Annotated in this window: 24 protein-coding genes; 7 read left to right on the top strand and 17 right to left on the bottom strand. The window is 71.2% G+C overall.

What is annotated here, in order from left to right; genetic code table 11:
* Positions 1-29 precede the first annotated feature (29 nt).
* On the bottom strand, positions 30-728 hold the full coding sequence (locus tag AC5RV6_RS04745; RefSeq protein ID WP_494006124.1) for a helix-turn-helix transcriptional regulator: 699 nt from the start codon (positions 726-728) through the stop codon (positions 30-32).
* A gap of 73 nt (positions 729-801) precedes the next feature.
* Between AC5RV6_RS04745 and AC5RV6_RS04740 the strand changes: the two genes are divergently transcribed.
* A complete protein-coding gene (locus AC5RV6_RS04740) occupies positions 802-1,542 on the top strand; it encodes an alpha/beta fold hydrolase (protein WP_494006123.1) in 741 nt (246 codons plus the stop codon).
* Positions 1,543-1,578: 36 nt separating this feature from the next.
* Here the strand turns inward: AC5RV6_RS04740 and AC5RV6_RS04735 are convergent, their stop codons facing one another.
* From AC5RV6_RS04735 to AC5RV6_RS04705, 7 genes are all read right to left on the bottom strand, one after another.
* A complete protein-coding gene (locus tag AC5RV6_RS04735; RefSeq protein ID WP_494006122.1) occupies positions 1,579-2,199 on the bottom strand; it encodes a response regulator in 621 nt (206 codons plus the stop codon).
* Entirely contained in the window at positions 2,196-3,542 is a 1,347-nt protein-coding gene (locus AC5RV6_RS04730) for a sensor histidine kinase (protein WP_494006121.1), read from the bottom strand. Before AC5RV6_RS04730 ends, AC5RV6_RS04735 begins: the two co-directional genes overlap by 4 nt.
* 6 nt (positions 3,543-3,548) lie before the next feature.
* A complete protein-coding gene (locus AC5RV6_RS04725) occupies positions 3,549-4,313 on the bottom strand; it encodes an ABC transporter permease (RefSeq protein ID WP_494006120.1) in 765 nt (254 codons plus the stop codon).
* Positions 4,313-5,248 carry an ABC transporter ATP-binding protein gene (locus AC5RV6_RS04720; protein WP_494006119.1) on the bottom strand — a complete coding sequence of 312 codons (936 nt, stop codon included), beginning with the start codon at positions 5,246-5,248 and terminating at the stop codon, positions 4,313-4,315. The genes AC5RV6_RS04725 and AC5RV6_RS04720 overlap by 1 nt, the downstream gene beginning before the upstream one ends.
* A gap of 115 nt (positions 5,249-5,363) precedes the next feature.
* Positions 5,364-6,008 carry a trimeric intracellular cation channel family protein gene (locus AC5RV6_RS04715; RefSeq protein ID WP_494006118.1) on the bottom strand — a complete coding sequence of 215 codons (645 nt, stop codon included), beginning with the start codon at positions 6,006-6,008 and terminating at the stop codon, positions 5,364-5,366.
* A 296-nt stretch (positions 6,009-6,304) separates the two neighbouring features.
* A complete protein-coding gene (locus AC5RV6_RS04710) occupies positions 6,305-7,306 on the bottom strand; it encodes a phosphotransferase family protein (RefSeq protein ID WP_494006117.1) in 1,002 nt (333 codons plus the stop codon).
* 86 nt (positions 7,307-7,392) lie between these two features.
* Complete coding sequence (locus tag AC5RV6_RS04705; RefSeq protein WP_494006116.1) at positions 7,393-8,481, bottom strand: LysM peptidoglycan-binding domain-containing protein; 1,089 nt, start codon at positions 8,479-8,481, stop codon at positions 7,393-7,395.
* A gap of 162 nt (positions 8,482-8,643) precedes the next feature.
* Between AC5RV6_RS04705 and AC5RV6_RS04700 the strand changes: the two genes are divergently transcribed.
* Positions 8,644-8,841: a hypothetical protein gene (locus AC5RV6_RS04700; RefSeq protein WP_494006115.1), complete on the top strand. Its 198-nt coding sequence runs from the start codon at positions 8,644-8,646 to the stop codon at positions 8,839-8,841.
* On the opposite strand, the gene AC5RV6_RS04695 is transcribed toward AC5RV6_RS04700, so the two are convergent.
* The 3 genes from AC5RV6_RS04695 to AC5RV6_RS04685 all read right to left on the bottom strand — a co-directional run bounded on the left by AC5RV6_RS04695 (position 8,838) and on the right by AC5RV6_RS04685 (position 10,237).
* Positions 8,838-9,173, bottom strand: a complete 336-nt coding sequence (locus AC5RV6_RS04695; protein WP_494006114.1) for a hypothetical protein — start codon at positions 9,171-9,173, stop codon at positions 8,838-8,840. The two genes, AC5RV6_RS04700 and AC5RV6_RS04695, sit on opposite strands and share 4 nt — an antisense overlap.
* Before the next feature lie 128 nt (positions 9,174-9,301).
* On the bottom strand, positions 9,302-9,709 hold the full coding sequence (locus AC5RV6_RS04690; protein WP_494006113.1) for a VOC family protein: 408 nt from the start codon (positions 9,707-9,709) through the stop codon (positions 9,302-9,304).
* 57 nt (positions 9,710-9,766) lie between these two features.
* Positions 9,767-10,237 carry a DUF3592 domain-containing protein gene (locus AC5RV6_RS04685; RefSeq protein WP_494006112.1) on the bottom strand — a complete coding sequence of 157 codons (471 nt, stop codon included), beginning with the start codon at positions 10,235-10,237 and terminating at the stop codon, positions 9,767-9,769.
* 78 nt (positions 10,238-10,315) lie between these two features.
* Between AC5RV6_RS04685 and AC5RV6_RS04680 the strand changes: the two genes are divergently transcribed.
* Positions 10,316-11,164, top strand: a complete 849-nt coding sequence (locus tag AC5RV6_RS04680) for an NADPH-dependent F420 reductase (RefSeq protein WP_494006111.1) — start codon at positions 10,316-10,318, stop codon at positions 11,162-11,164.
* A 176-nt stretch (positions 11,165-11,340) separates the two neighbouring features.
* Complete coding sequence (locus AC5RV6_RS04675) at positions 11,341-12,090, top strand: NADPH-dependent F420 reductase (RefSeq protein WP_494006110.1); 750 nt, start codon at positions 11,341-11,343, stop codon at positions 12,088-12,090.
* Here AC5RV6_RS04675 and AC5RV6_RS04670 read toward each other — a convergent pair.
* Positions 12,048-14,711, bottom strand: coding sequence for an excinuclease ABC subunit UvrA (locus tag AC5RV6_RS04670; RefSeq protein ID WP_494006109.1), 2,664 nt, complete (start codon positions 14,709-14,711; stop codon positions 12,048-12,050). The two genes, AC5RV6_RS04675 and AC5RV6_RS04670, sit on opposite strands and share 43 nt — an antisense overlap.
* A 142-nt stretch (positions 14,712-14,853) precedes the next feature.
* Positions 14,854-15,396 carry a TetR/AcrR family transcriptional regulator gene (locus tag AC5RV6_RS04665; RefSeq protein ID WP_494006108.1) on the bottom strand — a complete coding sequence of 181 codons (543 nt, stop codon included), beginning with the start codon at positions 15,394-15,396 and terminating at the stop codon, positions 14,854-14,856.
* A gap of 97 nt (positions 15,397-15,493) precedes the next feature.
* Here AC5RV6_RS04665 and AC5RV6_RS04660 point away from each other — a divergent pair, with 97 nt between their 5' ends.
* The gene (locus tag AC5RV6_RS04660) at positions 15,494-16,726 is read left to right on the top strand and encodes an MFS transporter (RefSeq protein ID WP_494006107.1); all 1,233 of its coding nucleotides are present in this window, start codon (positions 15,494-15,496) and stop codon (positions 16,724-16,726) included.
* On the opposite strand, the gene AC5RV6_RS04655 is transcribed toward AC5RV6_RS04660, so the two are convergent.
* Positions 16,723-17,259 carry a winged helix-turn-helix transcriptional regulator gene (locus AC5RV6_RS04655; protein WP_494006106.1) on the bottom strand — a complete coding sequence of 179 codons (537 nt, stop codon included), beginning with the start codon at positions 17,257-17,259 and terminating at the stop codon, positions 16,723-16,725. The two genes, AC5RV6_RS04660 and AC5RV6_RS04655, sit on opposite strands and share 4 nt — an antisense overlap.
* 112 nt (positions 17,260-17,371) lie before the next feature.
* On the opposite strand from AC5RV6_RS04655, the gene AC5RV6_RS04650 reads away from it, so the two are divergent.
* Entirely contained in the window at positions 17,372-17,746 is a 375-nt protein-coding gene (locus tag AC5RV6_RS04650) for a nuclear transport factor 2 family protein (protein WP_494006105.1), read from the top strand.
* Between the two features lie 44 nt (positions 17,747-17,790).
* Here AC5RV6_RS04650 and AC5RV6_RS04645 read toward each other — a convergent pair whose 3' ends face one another.
* The 3 genes from AC5RV6_RS04645 to AC5RV6_RS04635 form a co-directional block, all read right to left on the bottom strand.
* Positions 17,791-19,350, bottom strand: a complete 1,560-nt coding sequence (locus tag AC5RV6_RS04645) for a DUF6297 family protein (protein WP_494006104.1) — start codon at positions 19,348-19,350, stop codon at positions 17,791-17,793.
* A gap of 3 nt (positions 19,351-19,353) precedes the next feature.
* Positions 19,354-20,040, bottom strand: coding sequence for an ABC transporter ATP-binding protein (locus AC5RV6_RS04640; protein ID WP_494006103.1), 687 nt, complete (start codon positions 20,038-20,040; stop codon positions 19,354-19,356).
* A gap of 106 nt (positions 20,041-20,146) precedes the next feature.
* On the bottom strand, positions 20,147-20,584 hold the full coding sequence (locus AC5RV6_RS04635; RefSeq protein WP_494006102.1) for a MarR family winged helix-turn-helix transcriptional regulator: 438 nt from the start codon (positions 20,582-20,584) through the stop codon (positions 20,147-20,149).
* A 110-nt stretch (positions 20,585-20,694) separates the two neighbouring features.
* Between AC5RV6_RS04635 and AC5RV6_RS04630 the strand changes: the two genes are divergently transcribed.
* Entirely contained in the window at positions 20,695-21,579 is an 885-nt protein-coding gene (locus AC5RV6_RS04630) for an alpha/beta fold hydrolase (RefSeq protein ID WP_494006101.1), read from the top strand.
* The last annotated feature ends 12 nt before the right edge of the window (positions 21,580-21,591 follow it).

Raw genomic sequence — 21,591 nt, 5'->3', positions numbered from 1 at the left:
GCTGGCCGAGTGGGAGCGACCTGAGCGGCTCACGCGCCCCGGCCGTGCACCGGCCGGGCGTTCACCGGCGGCTCACCGACCTCCTCGACGGTGTGGCCGCTGCAGGCCGCCTTGGTGACGCTGGCCCGCTCGATGCGCGCCACGGTGAACCAGCGCATCGCGTCCCGCAGCCGGCACCAGCCCACCAGGTACCACCGGCCGTTGGTGGAGGCGAACAGCACCGGTTCGACGTCGCGCGTGGACGACGCCCCGTCCGCCGCGGTGTAGCGGATGCGGACGACCCGCTGCTCCGCCATCGCCTCCTCCAACGCCGACCGAACGGTGCGCGGCGAGGAGGGTGCCGCATTGACCCAGACGCGGCCGGCCAGCTCGTCCGCCCGGGCGCGGGTGCGCGGATCGAGGACGTCCAGGATCTTCTGCATCCCGGCGGACGCCAGATCGGCATACGGGGCATCAGAGGCGGCGGACACGGCCGCCATGAGCGCCACCGCCTGCGCCGGGGACAGGCTGACCGGCGGCAGCGACGCGCGGGCGGCCAACCCGTAGCCGCCGCCCGGCCCCGGGCGCGACCAGACCGGGGCTCCGCTGTTCTCCAGAGCCGTGAGGTCCCGCTTGACCGTGCGCACCGAGACGCCGAACTCGCTGGCCAGCCGCTCGGCGGAGCACCCCCGTGTTCCGCTGCGGCGCAGCATCTCGGACAGGGCATGGAGCCGTTCCGTCCGTTTCACTCTTCGGCCCGCCGCAAATTCATGACACAAATAGTGACATACAGCTGGCCGCGGCACCCCCGAGAGTAGAGATATGACAGCTACTACGAGCAGCCCCACCATCGTTCTCATTGCCGGCCACTGGCTGGGCGCCTGGGCCTGGGACGAGGTCCTCGACCACCTGAACTCCGGCCCCTCGCGTGCCGTCGCGCTGACGCTGCCCGGCCTCGACGGCGACGATCCGGAGCGGGCCGCCAAGACGCTCGACGACCAGGCCAACGCGGTGCTGAACGGGTTCGCCCGGTCCGGGATCTCCGCGGAGTCGCCCGCGGTCCTGGTCACGCACAGCGGCGCGAACTTCCCCGTCAGCCTGGTCCTGGACCGGCACCCCGAGCTCGTGCAGCGGGTGGTGTGGGTCGACTCCGGGCCGGTGGCACCGGGCAGCGTCTTCGCGCCGGATCTGCCGGAGGAAACGGAGGAGCTTCCGCTGCCGCCGCTGGAGGTCCTTGGCCGGCAGGCGAGCCTGGACGGCCTGAGCCCAGAGGTCCGCGAGCGGTTCATGGCCCGGGCGGTCCCCGTGCCCGGCCCCGTGCTCCGCCAGCCCGCAGACCTGACGAACGAGGCCCGCCGCGCGGTTCCCACCACCCTGGTGTGCTGCTCGATTCCGGGCGCGCAGGTCCTGGAGCTGGCCGGTAGCGGTCACCCCATGTTCGCCGAGGTCGCGCACCTGGCGCACGCCGACGTCGTCGACCTCCCCACCGGGCACTGGCCGATGTGGAGCCGTCCGGGTGACCTCGCCGAGGTCATTGCGTCGGCGGCGGCCCGCACTGCCTGAACCGCCTGTAGCCCTGCGGCTGCCAGCTGCGGGGCTTCAGGTGAGCAGGCGGCGGCGGTAGCCCTCGGCTACCGCCGAAGCCCGATCGCGGACACCGAGTTTGTCGTAGATGTGCTGCAGATGGGTCTTGATGCTCGCTTCCCCGATGAACAACGCTGCTGCGGCTTCCCGGTTCGAGCTGCCGTTCGCCACCAACTGCAGCACCTCCTTCTCCCGATCCGTCAGCGTGCCCGCCCCGGGCCTCCGCACCTGCCCCATGAGGTGCTGGGTAACTGACGGCGCGAGCACCGACTCTCCGCGGGCGGCTGCCCGGACGGCCCGCATCAGCTCTTCGGGCAGGGCATCCTTCAGGAGATATCCGATGGCGCCGGCCTCGATTGCCGGCAGCACGTCGCTTTCGCTGTCGAAGGTGGTCAGGATCAGCGTCCGGACATTGGGGGCCACCTCCCGCAGCGCCGCGGTCGCGGCGACGCCGTCCATCCCCGGCATGCGGACGTCCATGAGCACGACGTCTGCTGCAAGCGCCTTCGCCCGCTCGACGCCGTCCGCCCCGTCCCCGGCCTCACCGACGACGACGATGTCCTCGGCGTGCGCGAAAGTGTCGCGCAGCCCGCCCCTCACGATGGGATGGTCGTCAACAATTACCAGGCGGATCATTGGTGGATCTCCCCCTTAGCTCTCCTGCCCGCGGGGGCAATCGCCGGGACGCGCGCACTGATGGATGTCCCGTCGCCCGGAGCGCTCTGCACCTCCACATGACCGCCGACCCCTCTGATGCGCTGGCGCATGCTGGTCAGGCCGAAGCCCGCGCCGACCGCTTCCGCGAACCCGCGTCCATCATCCCGCACGTCCAGCAGCACCTCCGCACCCGTGTACGACAGCGTGACGCCGACACGCGACGCGTCGGCATGCTTGGCCACGTTGGTCAGGGCCTCCTGCGCCACCCGGAAGAGCGACACCTCGATCGCCGGGCTCAGCGGCTCCGGCACGCCGGTAACCTCCACCTTCGCGCGGATCCCCTGCTCCTCCGACCATCGTTGGGCCAAGGTGCGCAGCGCATCGGGCAGATGCGCCCGCTCCAGGATCTGGGGAGCGAGCGCCTGCACGGACCGTCTGGCCTCTGTCAGGCTGTCGCGGGCGAGTTGAAGTGCGCGGGCAACGTGCTCTTCCGTCCCGCCCTGCACCCTCGCGGAGCGGTCCGCGGCCTGGAGCTGCGTGATGATCCCGGCGAGGCCCTGGGCCAACGTATCGTGGATCTCCCGGGCCAGGCGCTGCCGCTCCTCCTGCACGCCGGATTCACGCGCCTGGGCGACCAGCTGAGCATGCAGCCCGGCGTTCTCGTGCAGCGCCGCCTCGAGCCGCCCGACGAGCTCCTCCCGCTTCCGCTCCTCCGGTTCGCTGCGCGTCGTCAGCAGGATCCCCACGCCGATCGCCGCGGTCTGCACAGCGACGACCAGGATGTACTCCGCGAGCATTTCCGGCGGTGGGTCGGCGGAGATGCCCATCGCCGAGCCGTTGAGGACCATGGAGGTGACCAGGACTCCCAGCACCCCCACCGGCCATGGCTTCAGCAGATAGGCGTGGAAAAAGCCTGCGATGGTGAAGAGCAGGAAGATGTGCGAACACATCATGAGCAGCACGCACAGCGCCAACAGCCCGACGAAGAAGACAGCCGCCGGCACGGGCCGGAGCGTCCTGCTCATGAGGGGTCGTGTGTGACCGAAGAAGATCCACAGCGCCGAGACCGTGACCAGCCCGAGGACGGTGGCGCCCTCGGGCTGGAACCGTTCGCCGGAGGTCGGCAGGACCCACAGGAAATAGATCAACGCCGTAATCGTCAGCAGCAGCCACGGCGTGATCAGCTGCAGGAGGTCCCAGACCCGCAGCTGCTCCTCTTTCCACGCCAAGCGGGAGCGGTGCGCGAGCTCCGCTTCGTCCGCGACAGTGGATTCCCGCGGTTCAAGGCTCGGGTAGTCGCTGGCCCCGGCGTCCCACGTCATCGGCATCTACTCCCAGCGGAAGAACTTGGCGGCTACCGCGCCGGCGCCGAGCGCGATGGCCGCCATGACGGCAATCTGCAGCCAGAAGGGTTGTCCACCGGCGGTGGCCGTGACGTCTCCGGCTTCGGCGGACCACGCCGCGGTGAGCGCCTGCAGACCTGGCGGAGTGAACTCGCCGATTTCGCGAAGCATATCGGGCATGACCACCCGGGGCAGGAACGCCCCGCCGATGAACATCAGCACGACGAAGAGGAGGGTGCCGACCTGGTTGGCGGCACTGCTCGTACGGACCAGGGCTGCGGAGATCAAGCCGAGCCCGAGCAGAGCCGCGTAGCCGACGACGAAGGCGACGCCGAACTCCAGCGGCCGCGCGGGCGGCGCGATATCCAGCACCGCCCAGGCAAGGAAGATCATGAGCGCCGCGGAGGCGACGACGGCGGCGAACGCGACGATCATCTGTGCGAGCAGGACGGTCCGCGGATGGACGGGAGTGGTCGACAGCCTGCGGAGGATGCCTCGTTCACGGTAGGTCGCGACCACCGCCGGGACGTGTTGAACGGCGATCATCACCATCCCGAACACCAGTGCGGTTGGTGCCCAGACGTCGATGGCGCGGAGCCCGCCGGTTTCCGGCGTCACCTCCCGGAGCGCCGGGATGGCCCCCAGTCCGAGCAGGAGACCCGCCGGGAACAGCACACCGAAGACGACGCTGGCGGAGTCCCGAAGGAAGAGTTTCGTCTCGACCTTGACGATCTTCAGAAGCGCAGCCATCAGCCGATCCTCCTCTCGGAAGCGCCCGCGGACTCCGGGGGGCGTCCCGTGAAGGCCACGAACGCGTCGTCGAGGTTGCCTTGGTCAACGCGGAGGTACTCTGCCGTGACGTGCGCCTGGGCCAGCGCCCCGGCGATGCTGCTCAGAAGCTGGCCTCTGCCCCGGACCAGCCAGGAGCCCTCCGTCTCCTCGACCTCGACGACGTCGGCCAGGTCCGTCAGGACCGTTCTGTCCAGCGGTTGGTTCACGCGGAACCGGACCTGCACGCCCCCGTTGGACTGCGCGATGAGCCCGGCCGCCGTATCCAGCGCGGCCACCCGGCCGCGGTCGATGACGGCGATCCGGTCGCACAGACGCTCCGCTTCATCCATGAAGTGCGTGACGAGGAGGATCGTGACGCCCATGTCGCGGACCCGCTCAATGAGGCTCCAGGTGGCGCGCCTCGCCTGCGGATCCAGTCCGGTGGTCAGCTCATCGAGAATCGCGATCTTCGGATTGCCGACCAGGGCGAGCGCGATGGACAGCCGCTGTTTCTGCCCGCCGGAGAGGGCCCCGTATTTCGCGTTGCGCTTCTCGGTGAGGCCAAGGAGGTCCATCAGCTCGCGCCAATCGGCGGGCTGTCGGTAGAAGGAGCTGTAGAGCTCAAGGGCTTCGGCGACCTTGATGGCGTCCGGGAAGCTGCTCTCCTGCAGCTGCACGCCGAGCCGCTCACACACCTCCGTGCGGTCCTTGACCGGGTCGAAACCCAGAACCGAGACCGAGCCTGAATCGGGCCGCCGCAGGCCCGCGATCATCTCCACGGTTGTCGTCTTGCCGGCGCCGTTGGGCCCGATGATCCCGAAGATCTCGCCTTCATCGACGCTGAAGGACACGTCGTCGACGGCGACGTGCCGCCCGTAGCGTTTGTGCAGGTGTCGTACTTCCAAAGCGGTCATACTGCGAAGTTACGGGCGCGCCGCATCCCGCCGCATCGACCATGGCGGCTGGATACCGGTTGATTCACGCCTCCACCATTCGGTGGATGCGCGGGGACAGGGCCGGTGGACCTTTCTAGAGGTCCTCCGCCTTGGACACCGTGCGCCCGGCCAGTGGAATCCGCCAGCCGTAGCGCAGCGACAGGACCCGCAGCGCAAAGACCAGCAGCGCCACCGCGCATCCCAGGACCGGGTTGAAGATGTCCAGGGACAGGAACAGCGAGACCAGTCCCGCGCCCAGCAGCGCGGGGATGGCGTAGACGCCGCGCGGGTTGAACACCTGGGGAACCTCGTTGGCCACGACGTCGCGCAGCAGCCCGCCGCCGACCGCCGTCGTCAGCCCCAGCAGCGCGGCGGAGACCGGGTTGAGGCCGGCGGCGTGCGCCGTCAGGGTGCCGGTGACGCAGAACAGGGACAGCCCGGCGGCATCGAACACCAGCAGCGTGCGCCGGTAGCGCTGCACGCCCAGGGCGTGCAGGAAGACCAGCAGGGCGGCGAGCACCGGCGGCAGCAGATAGATCGGTTTGGTGAAGGCCAGCGGCACGCCCTGGTCGATGATCAGGTCCCGCATCACCCCGCCGCCCAGGCCGACGAGGGAGCCGAGCAGCAGCGAGCCCACGATGTCGAAGTTGCGGCGGGCGGCCAGCAGGCACCCGGAGACGGCGAAGAAGAAGATGCCGAGCAGGTCGAGGACCAGCAGGGTGGTGGCGGTGTCGATCACTGGCCGGCTCCGTCCGGGTGGGCGGGGGAGAGGGCGCCGTCCCCGGAGCCCGGTGCCGACGCGGCTTGCTCCGCGGGCAGGGGCGGGCGCGGGCCGGGGCGGGCGGCGGACGGCATGGCTGAGTCTCCTTTAGGCCGGCCCGGCTGGGCTGGCAGGTGCTGTGTGGTGGCGGCCGGGGCGGGCCGCCGGGCGTTTGGCGTCCTGATCCGCCGGGTTGGCAGCATGGCAGGTCCTTGTGGGGGCACGCGATGCCCCCTAAGGATAAAGCCAGGGGGACGCGCAGGCCTTCGCCTCCGTCAGGCCGGCCGGCCTCTCCCGTCCGTCCCCGCGGCCCGACGGTCGGCGAGCCAGTCGTAGAGGAGCCGGGCCGTGTACCGGCCGTGGCTGCGCAGCTGCGGGCTGGCCTCGTCCTCCGGCTGGCCGCCCCAATAGGTCATGAAGTTCAGCAGCGCGGCGAGCCAGGCGTCGATGTGGGCCGCCGGCACGTCCCGGGTGAGCGCGGAGCGGTGCAGCCAGGCGTCGGCGTCGATTCCGTCCGGACGGGTGTACGGCAGCAGGCCGACCCAGTCGATCCAGGCCGCCCCGGTGCCCAGGAAGTTCCAGTCGCAGAACAGCGCGTTCCCGGAGTCGATGAGGATGTTGTCGCCGCGCAGGTCGCCGTGGATCACGCCGTCGCCGGCCAGCGCCTCGGCGCTCAGCTCCAGCGCCCGCTGCAGTTCGTGCGCCTCATCCCGGCCCAGGCCGGGAAGGAACCAGGGCGGGGCGCCGCCGTCGAGCACCGGCTGGAACTGCGACGGGATCAGGGCCATGTCCTCACCCAGCGCGGATCCCCGTGCGCTGTGGGGAAAGTCCATCAGCAGCGCGGCCGACGCGACGCAGGCGGTTTCGACGGCGGCCACGTCGGCGTCCGTCCACGGCAGCCCGGGCATCCGCCCCGGCACCGCGTCGTAGACCAGCACCTGCCACTCCACGCCGTCGACGGGCACACGCCCGGCCGTCCGCAGCGCCGGCACCGGCATCCCCGCCGGCATCAGAGCCGTCACTTCGGCCTCGCGCCGGTAGGAGCGGTAGACGGATGCCTCCGACGCCGGAGCGGCCTTCGCGAACACGCGTTCGCCGGCGTCGTCGCTCAGCACGGCCGCGAAACCGGGCGTGAACCCGCCGCCGGCCGGCTGCACCGCCGCCACCCGGCCCCCCAGGTGCGCGGCGATGTTCTCCTGAACCGCTGCGGGCAGCCGGTCCCAGGGCAGCCGCCGGGAGGTGCGGCGGTAGTCGATGGCGGCCGGTTCCTGCTGCATCGCAGCAGCCTACGCCCACCTCCGGGCCGGCGGCTTCACGCGCCACGGAACCCATCGCACGGCGGGCGGCCGCTTGGGCCCTGCTGCTACCAGGTGCCGGGATTGTTGATCGGCTGATCCAGCGCCACGCTGATGGTCTGGCCCGGTGCCACCGCGTCGGTCTGCTCGCCCGCGTACCGGTACCAGACTCCGCGGGGGCCGCTGGAGGGCCGGTTCGCCTCGGCGAGGGTGGTGACGCCGAAACGTTCCGCGATCCCGGCCTCCGTGTCCCCGGGGGCGGTGGTGTAGGTGAGGGCCACGCCGTCGTCGTCGGCGGTGAAGGTGCCCCGGGCGCCGTCAATCGGCGTCTCGCCTGGAATCAGGCGCAGCCGGGTGCCCGCCGGGATCGGCCGGCCCTCGGCAAGGGTGGGGTTGTACTGCAGCAGCTCGGCGGTGCCGACCCGGAACTGGTAGCCGACGCTGTCGATGGAGTCGCCGTCGACCGTGGTGTAGAAGACGCCCCGGTTCCAGGAATTCATCACGGCCGTCCCGCCGCCGGCGCGGCTGTCCACCGGATTCTTCTGCAGCTGGATGGTCCGCCCCTCGACGAGGAAGTGCACGTTGCCCTGCTCGTGCACGAAGTGGACCTTGTTGGCCTCCGCCAGCTGATCCTGGCTGACGTTGAAGCGGTAGGTGACCCCCGTGAGGGTGTCATCCAGCTGGACCGTGTAGCTCGTCGGGATGCCGTCGGCGTTGACGACGGCGGGGCCGGACGCGCCGATCACCGGGCCGTCCGGCAGCAGCCGGAGCCGGGTGTCCGGATTCAGCGGGGCGCCCGGTGTCAGGGCGTTGAACTCGGCGAGTTTGGTTTCGGAGAAGCCGAAGGCCGCCGCCACCGCCGCCAGCGTGTCCCCGTCGACGGCGATGTAGTAGTCCGCGTTGCCGAAGGAGTCGACGACGGTCGCTCCGGCCAGCGCGGGCGCGGCGGTCGCGGTGGGGGACGGGACGGGTGCCGATGCCGTCGGCTCCGCGGCGGCAGCCGTCGGCGCGGGAGCGGGCGGATCGGCGGAAGTGCAGCCTGCCGCTCCCAGCGCGAGCAGGGCCGCGCATGCCGCAGCGGCCCACCGTGCGGCCCACGGCCCGGGTCGCCTGCCGGCCGCCGGGCGCGTTTCGACAACATCCTGCAAATGCACCACAGCATCCCCCAATGGCCAGGCACGTCCGACGGAGGTCCGTCGGATCAGGTCAGAGCCTAGTGCATGGCGGGAGACGTCCGGGGCGCCGGGATCAAGGACGATGAGCGTGTGGTGCTGACGCCGTGATCGTGGGTTTCGCGCTGGCTGTGGTTGGGTGGGGCGATGGATGAGTATGTAACAACGGGCACATTTTGGTTCACGGTCGCGCTGATCAACGCCGGTCTCGCTGAACAGAAGAACCGCTCCCGCTGGATCTGGTTCCTGGTGTCACTGCTGCTGGGCCCCATCGCCACCTTGCTGATTGTTGTGAAGCGGGCAGCGATGCCGGTAATCCCGGCCACGACTCACGAAACCCGCTAACCTCGAGCCGCAGCATCCCGGCGCGGACGTTCCCGCTGCTGCTCGTGCCACACGAGCAACACGGTGAAGGCAAAGAACCCCGCGATCAGCCAGGACCGGTTGTTCAGCAGGTACGCGGCAGCTGCGGCGCCCGTCGCCGTCCACGCCGGCCAGGGCAGGAACCGCCACCGGCGGACCGCGGCGACCAGGCCGGCGATCACCGCGCAGAGGACGGCCGCCGGCAGGAAGATGCCCTCGGTCTCCGTCGTCGTCAGGTCTGCCATCCGGGCAAGGACAAATGCGACGAGCCCGATGCCCAGCAGCGGTGCAGCAGTTCGAATCGCTGGCGTCATGTACTTCTCCGACCTCCGGGGAAATCTCATAGCGGTGCAGGATCGGGCCAGCCTAGCCGACGGCGCGGGCCCGGCGGCCGCCGTCGCGCGTCAGGCCCACAGCCCGGCATGCGGGCCCGCGCAGTAGGTCAGCCCACGAAGATGCAGAACGGATGGCCGGCCGGGTCGGCGTAGACGTACAGCGGCTCGTCCGGATCGTCCGACCGGTCCAGGCGGAGCTCCGCGCCCAGCTCCAGCGCCCGCGCGTGATGGTGCTCCAGCGCGGCCCGGTCCGGGACGGTGAAGTCGAGGTGCAGCTGCATCGGCACCTTGGGGGAGGGCCAGGTGGTCCGTTCCAGCCGTTCCACCAGCTGGAAGGCCAGCCTGCGCCCGCCCTGCGCGTCGATCAGGACCAGCCAATCGACGTCGGGGTCCGCCGCCTCCGGCTCGTCACCGGGCCGGTACTGCAGCCCCAGGAGCCGGCGATAAAACTCGGCCAGCCCGCGGACGTCCGTGGTGTCCAGAACAGGATGCAGCAGTTCAGGGAATCCGGTCATGGGGTGAGACTAGCCATGACGGACCGCGGTGCGCATGGGCCCGAGGCACCCCGTCCGCTACCAGGACGCCTGAATGCGGCGGGCCCGACGGCGGACGGCGGCGTCCTGCCGCGCCTTGCGGACGCCCAGCACTCCGCTGAGGCCACAGAGCAGCGCCAGGGCAAGCCACCAGCTGGCATACCGGCGTTCCCAGCCGTCCACCACGGCCTGCGAGGGGTCGTGGGGATCGTAGTAAACGGTCACGGTCTGGCCCGGTTCGGCCACGGGAGCGTTATCGCGTGGAACCGGCCAGCCGGCCCGCACCAGCTGCTCCAGCTGCTGCGGGGAAGGCCCGTAACGGCCGGGCACGTCGAACGACACCTCGGCGATCGTCTCCCGGATCCCGTCCCGCGGCCGTCCGACGGACTCTTCGCGGACGGTGAGCACGGCGCCGTCGACGGCGTCCCCTCGACTGATCAGCCGCCCGTCCGTGTGCGCGCCGTAAACCGCCCAGCCGCCGATCGCGACACCCGCCAGGATCGTCAGCACAGCTACCAGCAGCGGCCGTTCCGGCCGTGGTTTCCGCTTCCGCCACCACATGCGCATCGTGCCCTCACCCCCAGCGCCATGCTACTTCCCGCTGGGAGGCCGCCGTCCGGCTCGGGGAATTCCTCGCGGGGCCGCTCGGTTGGGACCGAGACAGGCGGCCGCAAGACCCGCCGTCGGCAGTCATCGAAGCACCGACCGAGAGGACGCAGCATGCCAACCCTGGGAATCATCGGAAGTGGAAACATCGGCTCGGCGGTCGCCCGGCTGGCGGTCGCCGCGGATATGAACGTGGTCATCGCCAACTCCCGCGGCCCGGAAACCCTGCAGGGTCTGGTGGCCGAGCTCGGCCCGCTGGCCCAGGCCGGCACGGTGCAGGAGGCAGCGGAGCGCGGCGACGCCGTCGTGCTCTCCATCCCGCTGAAGGCGGTTCCGGACCTGCCGGAGGGCCTGCTGGCCGACAAGCTCGTGCTGGACACCAGCAACTACTACCCGTTCCGCGACGGCCGGATCGACGAGCTGGTGGACAGCACCGTCACCTCCAGCGAACTGGTGCAGCGCCAGCTGGGCAGCCCGCGCTACGTGAAGGTCTTCAACAACATCATCGCCGCGCACATCCCCGCCCTCGCCCGGCCCGACGGCGCCGCGGACCGCACCGCGCTGCCCATCGCCGGCGACGACGCCCAGGCCAAGACCGAGGCGGCGGAGATCGTCGGCCGGCTCGGCTTCGACACTGTCGACGCCGGCCCGCTCGCTGAAAGCTGGCGGTTCGAACCCGAGACGCCCGTGTACGGGCGGATCTACTTCGAGGACCCGAATGTGCCGGACGAAAAGGTGGCCGAATCCGATCCGGGGCCCACTCCGGCGGCGGACATCAGGGCGGCACTCGACGCCGCGACCCGGGTGAACGTCGCCGAGCGGCGGTTCTAGGGGAGCCGACGGCGCGTGAGGGGCCCTGCCGGTACCCGGGCTCGGCAGGAGTCTGGCTGGACTTGGCCCGCGACCATAGCGTTTGAACAGCGGCAAGGCAGGGGCCCGCCACGGCGCCGATCCCGGACCCGCGCTTGCCCGCAAATCCGCACACGCTGAACAGGGAGAGACCGCTCATGACCACCATCGGCATTCTGGGCTCCGGGCAGGCCGGCAGCACGATCGCCCGCGCCGCCGCCGCAGCCGGCTACGACGTCCTCATCGCGAACTCGCGGAGCCCGAAGACGCTCGCCGCACACGACGGCGGCCTGGGCCCCCAGGTGCGGGCCGCCTGGGCCGCGGAGGCCGCCGCAGCAGCCGACTTCGCCGTCCTCGCGTTTCCGTACCGGCCCAATGACCGGCTGCCGGCCGAGGAGCTTGCCGGGAAGATCGTGCTCGACACCAACAACTACATGCCCTGGCGCGACGGCAGCTATCCCGAGGTGGAATCCGGCCTGAAGACCGTGCACGAACTGCGGCAGGAGCAGCTGCCCGCCTCCAAGGTGGCGAAGGCCTTCACCCACATCCAGCATCACGCGCGGTCTCCGATCCGAGTGCCCAGCGACGCGCTTCCCGGCCTGTTCCGGCTCGCCCGGCCCGCCGGAGCGTCGGACCGCAGGGCGCTGGCCGTGTCGAGCGACTTTCCGGACGCCGTCGAACTGGTCACCCGGTTCTACGACGAGCTCGGCTTCGACACGGTGGACAACAGCCCGCTGCGCGAATCCTGGCGCAGCGCTCCCGGCACCCTGATGTGGATGCACTCGGTCGACGGGCAGAGCCGCAGGGAACTGCTGCGCAACCTGCAGCGCGCCGAGCGGCCGACGCCGGCGCGCCCGGCGGGCCCTCAGCCTGACGGGGAGACCGTATCGATCAGCGGCCGGAGGTAGCGGCCCGTAACGCTCTCCGGGTTGTGCGCGACCTCGGCGGGAGTGCCGGCGGCCACGATCCGCCCGCCGTCCGCGCCGCCTCCGGGGCCGAAATCGATCAGGTAGTCCGCGTTGGTGATCAGGTCCAGGTCGTGGTCGATGGCGATCACGGTGCCGCCGCGGTCAATCAGCCCCTGCAGCACGTTCAGCAGGACCTGCACGTCCAGGGGATGCAGGCCGATCGAGGGCTCATCCAGGACGAACACGGTGCCGCGCTGGTCGCGGTCCAGATCCGAGGCCAGCTTCAGCCGCTGCGCCTCGCCGCCGGAAAGCGCCGTGGTCGCCTCGCCCAGGGTGAGGTAACCCAGGCCCAGCTGGGCCAGCATCCGCAGCCGGGAGGAGACCTTCTTCAGGTCCGCGGTGGCCTCGGCCGCATCCTCCACCGTGAGGGCCAGCAGCTCCGGCAGGGTGAAACCCGCACCCTGCCCCTCGGATTCAGTGACGTCCGCGCCGGTGCCGGTGCCACCGTTCTCACCGGCGCGGTCGACGGCGGCCTCGGCGCCCGCCGTCGTGCGCTTCCCCCGCTTGCCGCTCCCGGGCTTGGGCAGCCGGCGGATTTCGTCCGCCGCGGGCGCATACCGGCTGCCGTTGCAGTCCGGGCAGACGATGTCGACATCGGGCAGGAACTGCACGTCCAGCGAGATCTGCCCGGTCCCGTCGCAGGTGGGGCAGCGCAGCGAGCCGGTGTTGTAGGAGAAGTCCCCGGCCTTCAGCCCGCGCCGCCGGGCCTCCGGGGTGGCGGCGTAGGCCCGGCGCAGATCGTCGAAGGCTCCGCTGTAGGTGGCCACGGTTGAGCGCACGTTCGCCCCGACGGGGGAGGCATCGACCACGCTGACCCGGTGCACGCCGTCGGCGTTCAGCCCGCTGACGTGCCCGGGCAGCGGCGTCCCGCCGATGGCCGCGGCCAGCGCCGGCACCAGGCTCTCCAGGACCATCGTGGTCTTGCCCGAGCCCGAGACTCCGGTGACGACGACGAGCTGGCCCCGCGGAATCTCCACGTCCAGGGCCTGGACGGTGTGCAGCGGGCGGGTGACGAGCCGGATGCGGCCGTCGTCGAACACTCTGTCAGGCTCCGGCGGGGTGCGGACCAGTACTTTCTCGGCACCGGAGATGAACCCGGCGATCCGCGAACCGGGTGCCTGCAGCGCCTCCGCGAGCGGAGCGGAGACGACAATGTCGCCGCCCTGCACGCCCGACCCCGGGCCGATTTCGATCAGCCAGTCCGCGGCGCGGAGCAGCTGGACGTCGTGGTCGACGATGACCACGGAGTTGTCGTCCTCGAGCAGGGCGCCGACGACGGACAGGAGCCCGTCAATGTTCGACGGGTGCATGCCGATGGACGGCTCGTCGAGCACGTAGAGCACCCCGGTGGTGCGGTTGCGTACCGCCCGGGAGAGCTGCACGCGCTGGCGCTCGCCGGTGGACAGGGTGGAGGAGGCCCGGTCGAGGGTGAGGTAGCCGAGGCCGAGCCGGATCAGCTGCTCCGCGGCGTCGAGCATCTGGGACACGATGCTTTCCGCCATCGCCGTCAGCGTCGGCGGCATGGCGGCCGGGATGGTCCGCGCCCAGGCGGTGACGTCGGCCAGGCTCAGCGCCGTGGCCTGGGCGAGGCTGAGGCCGTCCAGCAGCGAGGCGCGGGCGCGTTCGCTCAGGCGGGTGCCGTGGCAGTCGGGGCAGACCTGGACACTCAGGAACCGGTCGATCCGGCGCAGCCCCTTCTCGGTGGAGGCTTTGTGCAGCGCCTCCTCGACGGCGTCGCGGGCGTTGCGGTAGGTCATGTTCAGCTCGAACAGCTTGCCGTTCTTCGCCGGATACAGGATGCGCCGTTTCTCCGGCGGGCCGTGGAAGACGATCTCCCGCTCCGTGGCGGTCAGGTCCCGGAACGGAACATCCGTGCGCACGCCCATTTCCCCGGCCGCCTGGGCGTTGCCGGCCAGTCCGAACAACGACCAGGGTGCGACCGCGCCGTCGTCAATGGTCAGCGAGTCATCGGGAACGAGGGCGGATTCCTCCACGTCGCGGATCGTACCGGTGCCGGTACAGGTGGGGCAGGCACCTTCACTGTTGAAGGCAAACGACTCGGCGCCGGGCGGCGGGAACACCGCACCGCAGACGGGGCAGGTCAGGTCCAGCCCCAGCGCGACGTCGATCGTCGGCTCCAGGCGGTGCCCGTTCGGACACTGATGGCTGGCCAGGCGGGAGAACATCAGCCGCAGGCTGTTCAGCAGTTCGGTGGAGGTGCCGAAGGTGCTGCGCACCCCCGGCACCGGGGGCCGCTGCCGCAGGGCCAGGGCGGCCGGAACGTGCTGCACGCTGTCCACCTGCGGGCGGGCCGCCTGAGTCAGGCGGCGCCGGGTGTAGGTGGAGAGGGCCTCCAGATACCGGCGCGAGCCCTCCGCATAGAGCACTCCGAGGGCCAGGGATGACTTGCCCGACCCGGACACTCCGGCGACGGCGACCAACTGCCCGAGCGGCACGGACACGTCCACATTGCGAAGGTTGTGCACCCGCGCGCCGCGCACCTCGATGGTCCCCGGCCAGGGGCGGCGGCCGGTGTCGCGGGCCCGGTCCGGATCCTCCATGCTGCGCCGCCTTCCGGGTTTCCTGCGTCCGCCTTGTCCGTCAGCCGTGCCCGCGTGCTGCGGCAGACTGCGGCACTGTCCACGATACGTACCGGCGGCTGGATTTGGCGTTGGCTGAGCGGGTTCTGCCGGCGTCGCCGCCCTACTGCCCGGCCAGGGCCCTAACCGCGCTGCGGACCTGTTCCCGGGGTGCGGGTTCCTCGGCCGCCATCTGGTGGAGATGCCACCCCTCCATCAGCGCGTCCAGGGCCCGGATGGAGTGCTCCGGGAAGTGCGCCCGCAGCGCATCGTGGGTGGTCTGGGTCCAGCGCCGGCAGATCTCCAGCACTTTCGGTTCGTGGGAGGCGTAGGAGTACAGCTCCACCAGCCCCCGCAGCATCTCGTTCGAAGGGCGGCGGCTTCCGCAGATCATCTCGGTGAAGGCATCGACAGCCTCCTCGGTGGTGCTTGCTTCCCGCAGGGCGTCACGGTGCGCGGCCGCCATCCGTGTGTAGAGCAGCTCGAAGGCCTGCACGAACAGGTCGGAGAGCCCGTCGAAGTAATAGGTCAGGGACCCGAGCGGCACACCGGCCGCTTCGGCGATGTTCCGATGCGTCGTCGCATGGACGCCGCGCTCGATCAGCGTCTTGAGGGTGGCCTCAATGATCTGCTCCCTGCGCTCGACCGCCCGCTGTTGTGCCGCCATCCGCCCGCCCTGCCTCTCCGATCATGCCCACACCGTCGATCCTGTACTATCGTACATATTCTTTACTTGTACGTTTGTACGCTTTTGAAGGGTTGTCATGTCCAGCATCCGTCGGCGCAGGCTTGCGCTCTACGCTCTGTTTTTCATCCCCGGGCTGGGAATTGCTTCCTGGGTGACCCGCACCCCTGCCATCCGGGACCTGATCGGTGCTTCGACCGCGGAGATGGGCCTGGTGCTGTTCGGTCTGTCGGCGGGGTCGATGATCGGTATCCTCGCCAGCGGTCCGCTGGTGCTGCGTCTCGGCGCCCGGCGGGTCATTGCCGCCGGCATGGCCGGCGTGGTGGTGAGCATGCCGCTGATCGGCCTGGGCGCCCTGGCCGGCTCCCCGGCTCTGGTGGCGGTCGGGCTCGGTTTCTTCGGGCTGGGCATGGGGTCCAGCGAGGTGGCGCTGAACGTGGAAGGCGCCGAGGTCGAGCGGATCGTCGGGCGGCCCTTCCTGCCGCTGTTCCACGGCTTCTTCAGCCTCGGCACCCTGGTGGGCGCCGTCGCCGGGATCGCGTTCACCGCCCTGGACTTCTCCGTGGTCGTGCACCTGCTCATCATCGGCGCCGTGGCCCTGCTGGCCTTCGCGGGGAGCATCCGCGAACTGCCGCCCCGGACCGGTCAGGCGGAGCGTGGCGCGGACCGGGCTGAACAGGACGGCGGGGCAGCCCGCCCCGCCGAGGGCGCCTCCGCGGGGCGGTCGCTCTGGAAGGACTCCCGCCTGCTGCTCATCGGCGCCCTCGTGCTGGCGCTGGCGCTGGCGGAGGGAACCGCGAACGATTGGCTGCCGCTCATCATGGTGGACGGGCACGGCTTCGACGAGGCACTCGGGTCGGTCATCTACGCCGTCTTCGCCGCGTCAATGGTGCTCGGGCGGTTCTGCGGCGGCCGGGTCGTCCAGGCCTTCGGCCGCAGCCCCGTGCTGGCCGTCAGTGCGGTGTGCGCAGCTGTCGGTCTGCTGCTCGTGTCCGTGGTGGACAACCAGCTGGTCGCCGGCCTGGCCGTCGTGTTCTGGGGACTCGGTGCCTCGCTCGGCTTTCCGCTGGCGCTCTCGGCCGCCGGGGACTCCGGCCCGAACGCCGCGGCCCGGGTCTCGCTGGTGTCCACCATCGGCTACCTGGCCTTCCTGGTCGGTCCTCCCGCGCTGGGACTGCTGGGCGACGCCGTCGGGCTCCGCAACGCCTTGCTGGCCCCGATGGTCGTCGTTCTCCTGGCCGCATTCCTGGCTCCCGTGACTCGGCCGCGCCCGGAGCGCGCCGAGGGTCGGAAGGCTGCGTATCCGGCCTAGGCGATCGTCGCCTTGTGATCAGAGGGCGGCGGGTCCTCAGGGTCCCGCCGCTCGCCGGCGTCGTATCGGGTTCGCATCTCCGGGCCCGCAGCTGGCCCGGAAGTGAACACGAACCGCGGATCCTCCACCCGCAGGCCGGTGACCGGATCGATGACCGCCGGCTCCACCTCCCGCCCGGTTTCCGCATCCACCAGCACCATGGTCCGCTGCTCGGGCGGAAGCTGCGCGTTGCGCCAGGCGGCCATGGCCACCAGCACCGGGCGCAGCGACCGGCCGAAGTCCGTCAGCAGGTACTCGTAGCGCACCGGCTTGTCCTGATAGGGCCGCTTTTCCAGGATGCCCTGCTCCACGAGGGTCTTCAGCCGTGCGGTGAGCATGCTGGAGGACAGTCCGATGTTCGCCTGGAACTGGTCGAACCGGGTGTAGCCGTCAAAGCAGTCATGCAGGATCAGGATGGTCCACCACTCGCCCACGTACGCCATCGCCGTCGACAACGGACACTCACGGTCCTCCAGGCGCACCCGTGCCGGCATAGGAGCCTCCCAGCGTCATGGCCATTTCCATCATGGCCGGTTGCTGCTAACTTAGCACCAGCTAGTTACTTCTATCTTAGAACCAACCGTATTCGACCGCGAGGATGCATCCATGAGCCAGACCTTCACCGCCTACGATCCCGCCGCGCTGCCTGCCGTCATCACCGACTACATGGACGCCCACGACGCCGCCCGGCAGGACCCGTCCCGGCGCGCCGACGCCGCAGCTCTCTTCGCCGAGGATGCCGTGGTGGTCGACGACAACGCCACCTACACCGGACGTGAAGACATCAGCAGGTGGATCCGGAACTCGTCCAGTGCGTTCGAGTACACCTCCACCCGCGTCGGCCAGCAGATCCAGGACGGGCAGATCGACGTTCAGGTGCGTCTGGTCGGCAACTTCCCGGGCGGCACCGTCACGCTGCGCTACAGCTTCACCGTGGCCGACGGCGGCATCCGCGCCCTGGTCATCGCCGCCCAGTCGTAGGGGAGGGGAGGTCCCGGTGGGGTGGCCGGACCCCGGGATGCCGATTATTTCTTGGCGTACATCGCCATGAGCACGCAGGCAGCGGAAACCGCCGCCTGGACCAGCAGCAGCACGACGGGGACGAATCCCAGGAACAGGCCCAGCAGCAGCGGCACCAGCGCGGCCAGCGTGGTGTCCGGGCCCTGGAACATCGCCCCGGTCTGCGCCGTCGGCACCGGCCCGAACGCGGTCTCGACCGGAGGAGCCGACCAGTCCGGCTGCGGCCGGTACGCCCCGCGCACCGCCGAGGCCCCCAGCCCGATGCCGGCCAGCGCGCCCAGGCCGATCAATGCCGGGCTGCCGGCTCCCAGCAGCACCAACGCGGCGCAGAACACCGCGGCCCACAGCGCCAGCGCGGCCGCGGGCGCCGCCAGCCGGCTCAGCCGCACCGCGGCGGGGGAGAGCGGCAGCAGCCTGTCCAGGCCGGGGGTGATGGCGGTCTGCCGCGCCAAAGCGCCAAAGGCCGGAACGACGGCGCAGGCCGTCACCGCAATCAGGGCCAGCTGCAGCGGCATCGACTGCAGGCCGCCGGTGACCAGCAGCGCCAGGCCCAGCATCAGCAGCAGCACCGGGCGGGTCCACAGGCCGGCGGTGCGCAGGAACGCCACCAGGTCGGCGCGCAGCAGCGCACCGAACGGGGTCCGGGGCCGCTTCGCGTACCAGCGGCGCCCCCGGGCAGACACGCCGGCGGGGCCTCCGCCGGCCAGCGCCCGCCCCAGCTCATTGGCGTCCATGAGGAACAGCGCTCCGCCGGCATGCCCGGACACCGCGCCGCCGCGGATCAGCTCCCGGCCGGGGATCCGGCCCAGCCGCGGCCACAGCAGCGCTCCGAGTGCAACGACGACCGCTGCCGCCGCGACGGGCGGCCAGAGCTGCCCATCCGCGGACAGCCGAGGCAGGATGCTCAACCCGGCAAGCAGCACCAGCGACGCCGTCGCCGCGAGCCGGCCCGGGGGGCCGGCTGCCCCGGCCGGCTGCAGGCCCGTCTGGCGCAGGGCTGCGAGCAGGACTGCGCCCGTAGCCGCCAGGCCGAAGGTCACGGCTCCGCGGAGCTGCCCGCCCGCCGTCGCGCCCAGATCGGTAATGAATCCGAACGGCAGGTACAGCACTGACGCCGCGGCGAAGCTCAGGGCCAGGCGGCGGACCAGCCGGCCGGTCAGCAGCGGCCGCCGGCTCAGGGGCAGGCTCAGCCACCAGTATCCCTCCGCGGCGGTGACGGCTGCCGGGCCGAGCCGGCGCGCCAGGGGCTGCACCGCCAGCAGGGCGGCGAAGAGCAGCACCGTGGGCGCGGTGCCCGCGGGCACGCTCAGCCATGGCGCGTCCACGAGTGTGCGCGCGGCCGCTCCCGTGTCCACGGCCCGGGCCACCTGTTCCCGCAGGGCCAGGACCAGGCCGGCGGCGTATGCGCCGATCGTGCCGGCGGTCAGCAGCGCGGTGTACGCATCCAGGGCGGCGTCACGCAGGCGGGCGCGCCCGCGGGTGCGGGTCCGGGAGGCCGCGCGGGTGTATTGGAGCGGGTTGAACGCGCCTGGGTCCGTCTGCAGGGCCGTGCCGCTGGGAGCCATCGGTTACCGTCCGGTGATTTCGGCGGCGGCGCGGGCGGCGGGAATCTCCTGCACCTCGTCGCTGATAAGCAGGCAGCGTTCCGCGGTGGCGGTCAGCAGCGCCGGATCGTGCGTGACCAGCAGGACGGTTCCGCCGCCGTCGGCATAGCTGCGGATCCGGGTGCCCAGCCGCCCGCGCATCACCGGGTCCAGGCGCTGTTCGGGTTCGTCCAGGATCAGCAGCGAGCTGGGACGGATCAGGGCCGAGGCGAGCAGCAGCCGGCGCCGCTGGCCGGAGGACGCGGCGGCCGGCACGGCGTCGGCCCGGTCCTGCAGGGCGAAGAAGTCCAGTTCGGCGTCGACGGCGGCGTCCGGCTCCGGGACGGAGTGGCCGCGGGCGATCAGCTGCAGGTGCTCGCGGATCGACAGCGAGGGAAAGAAGGCGTCCTCGTCGAAGAGCGCGGCGACCTGGCGGCGGAACGGAACGCCGTCCTCGTCCACCGGCAGGCCGTGCACCAGGACGTCGCCGGCCAGCGGCGCCTGCTTGCCGGCAATGGTGCGGGCGGCGGTGGACTTGCCGGCTCCGTTGAAGCCCACCACGCCCAGAACCTCACCGGCCCCGGCGGTGGCGGTGATCGGCCCGCAGACGGCGGCGCCGCCGTAGCCCACGGACAAGTCGGTCATCTGCAGTACGGCCCCCGGAGCAGTCATGGCCCCCAATCTACTGGAGGCCGCTGCGCAGCCGGGCTGACAGAGGGGCGGTCGGAACTGCGCCCAGGGGGTGGGTCGCAGGGGGCCCGCCGGCCGGCATGCCTGCCTACACTCCGGTGCCGCCGGATGCCAGCCGCCGCAGGGCGTCCTCCACCAGTTCCGCCCGGCCGGGTTCCAGGCTCTCCGCCCAGCGCCGGCGGGCGGCGTCGAACGCGTCCCGGCCGATCGCGGTCATCTCGTATCCGCGCGCCGTCACGCGCAGCCGTTTGCGGCGGGCGTCCGCCGGATCCGGGGTGGAGTCCAGGTAGCCGAGCTGGCTCAGCGCGGCGATGTCCTTGGCCGCGCCCTGCCGGGAGATGCCGAGACGGCGGCCCAGCTCGGCGGCCGAATCGGCGCCCTCGTCGACGGCCTGCATGGCGAACTCCAGCGGCGCGGTGACGCCGGGGTGCCCGCGGCGGGCCAGTTCGGCCATGGCCTCGCTGACCATGGCCTCGAAGCCGGCGAGAAGCAGGCGGGCCAGCTGTGTGCCGGGGGACTGTTCCATGCGCCGATCCTAAGCCGCTTCCCAGGCCCATTGACAACCCGGTTGTCGAGGCGCATTCTGACAACAAGGTTGTCAATCCCGGGGCGTCCACCCGGACCAAGGAGCCGACCATGACCCTGAACCCATCGACCCTCACGCTCGACGCCGTCGAACACCGCACCGCGTCCGTTAACGGCACGGACCTGCACTACGTCTCCGCGGGCGACGGCGGCACGCCGATCCTGCTGGTGCACGGCTTTCCGGAATCCTGGTGGGCCTTCTCCAGGCTCATCCCGCTGCTCGCTCCCACGCACCGCGTATACGCAGTCGATCTGCGCGGCTTCGGTGACTCGGCACCGGCGGAGGAGGACTTCAGCAGCGCCGTCGCCGCGGAGGACCTGCACCAGCTGATCCGCCGGCTCGACGCCGGACCGGTGCACCTGGTCGGCCAGGACATCGCCGGCGGGGCGCTGTTCCGGCTGGCCGCCGCCCACCCGGAGGACCTTGCCAGCTTCACCGGCATCGAAATGGGGCTGCCCGGCTTCGGGCTCGAAGCCTTCGCCGACGTGACCCGCGGCGGGTCCTGGCACCTGGGCGCGCTGGCCGCGCCGGGCATTCCGGAGCTGCTGTTCACCGGCCGGGAACAGGACCTGCTGGGCAGCTGGGCGTTCCCTGCCATGACCGCCGTACCCGGGGCGGTCAGCGCGGCCGACGTCGCGGAGTTCGCCCGCGGCTATGCCCGGCCCGGCGGCTGGCAGGGTGCGGCCGGGATCTACCGGTCCATCCTCAGCGAAGGCGAGGAGCTGCGCGCCCTGGCGGCCGAGGCGAAGCTCCGGGTCCCGGTGCTCGCCGTCGGCGGATCCGGCGGAACCTTCACCGCCGCGACGCTGGGAAACGTGGCGGACGGCGAGGTCACTTCGGTGCTGCTCGACGGCGTCGGACACCATGTGGCGCTGGAGGCACCCGACGCGCTGGCGGGCGCGCTGCTCGGTTTCCTGCACAGCGTGGACGGCTGAGGAGCGCCGGCT

The organism is Arthrobacter saudimassiliensis, from assembly GCF_059090665.1.
This window is presented reverse-complemented; position numbering and strand designations above follow the sequence as displayed.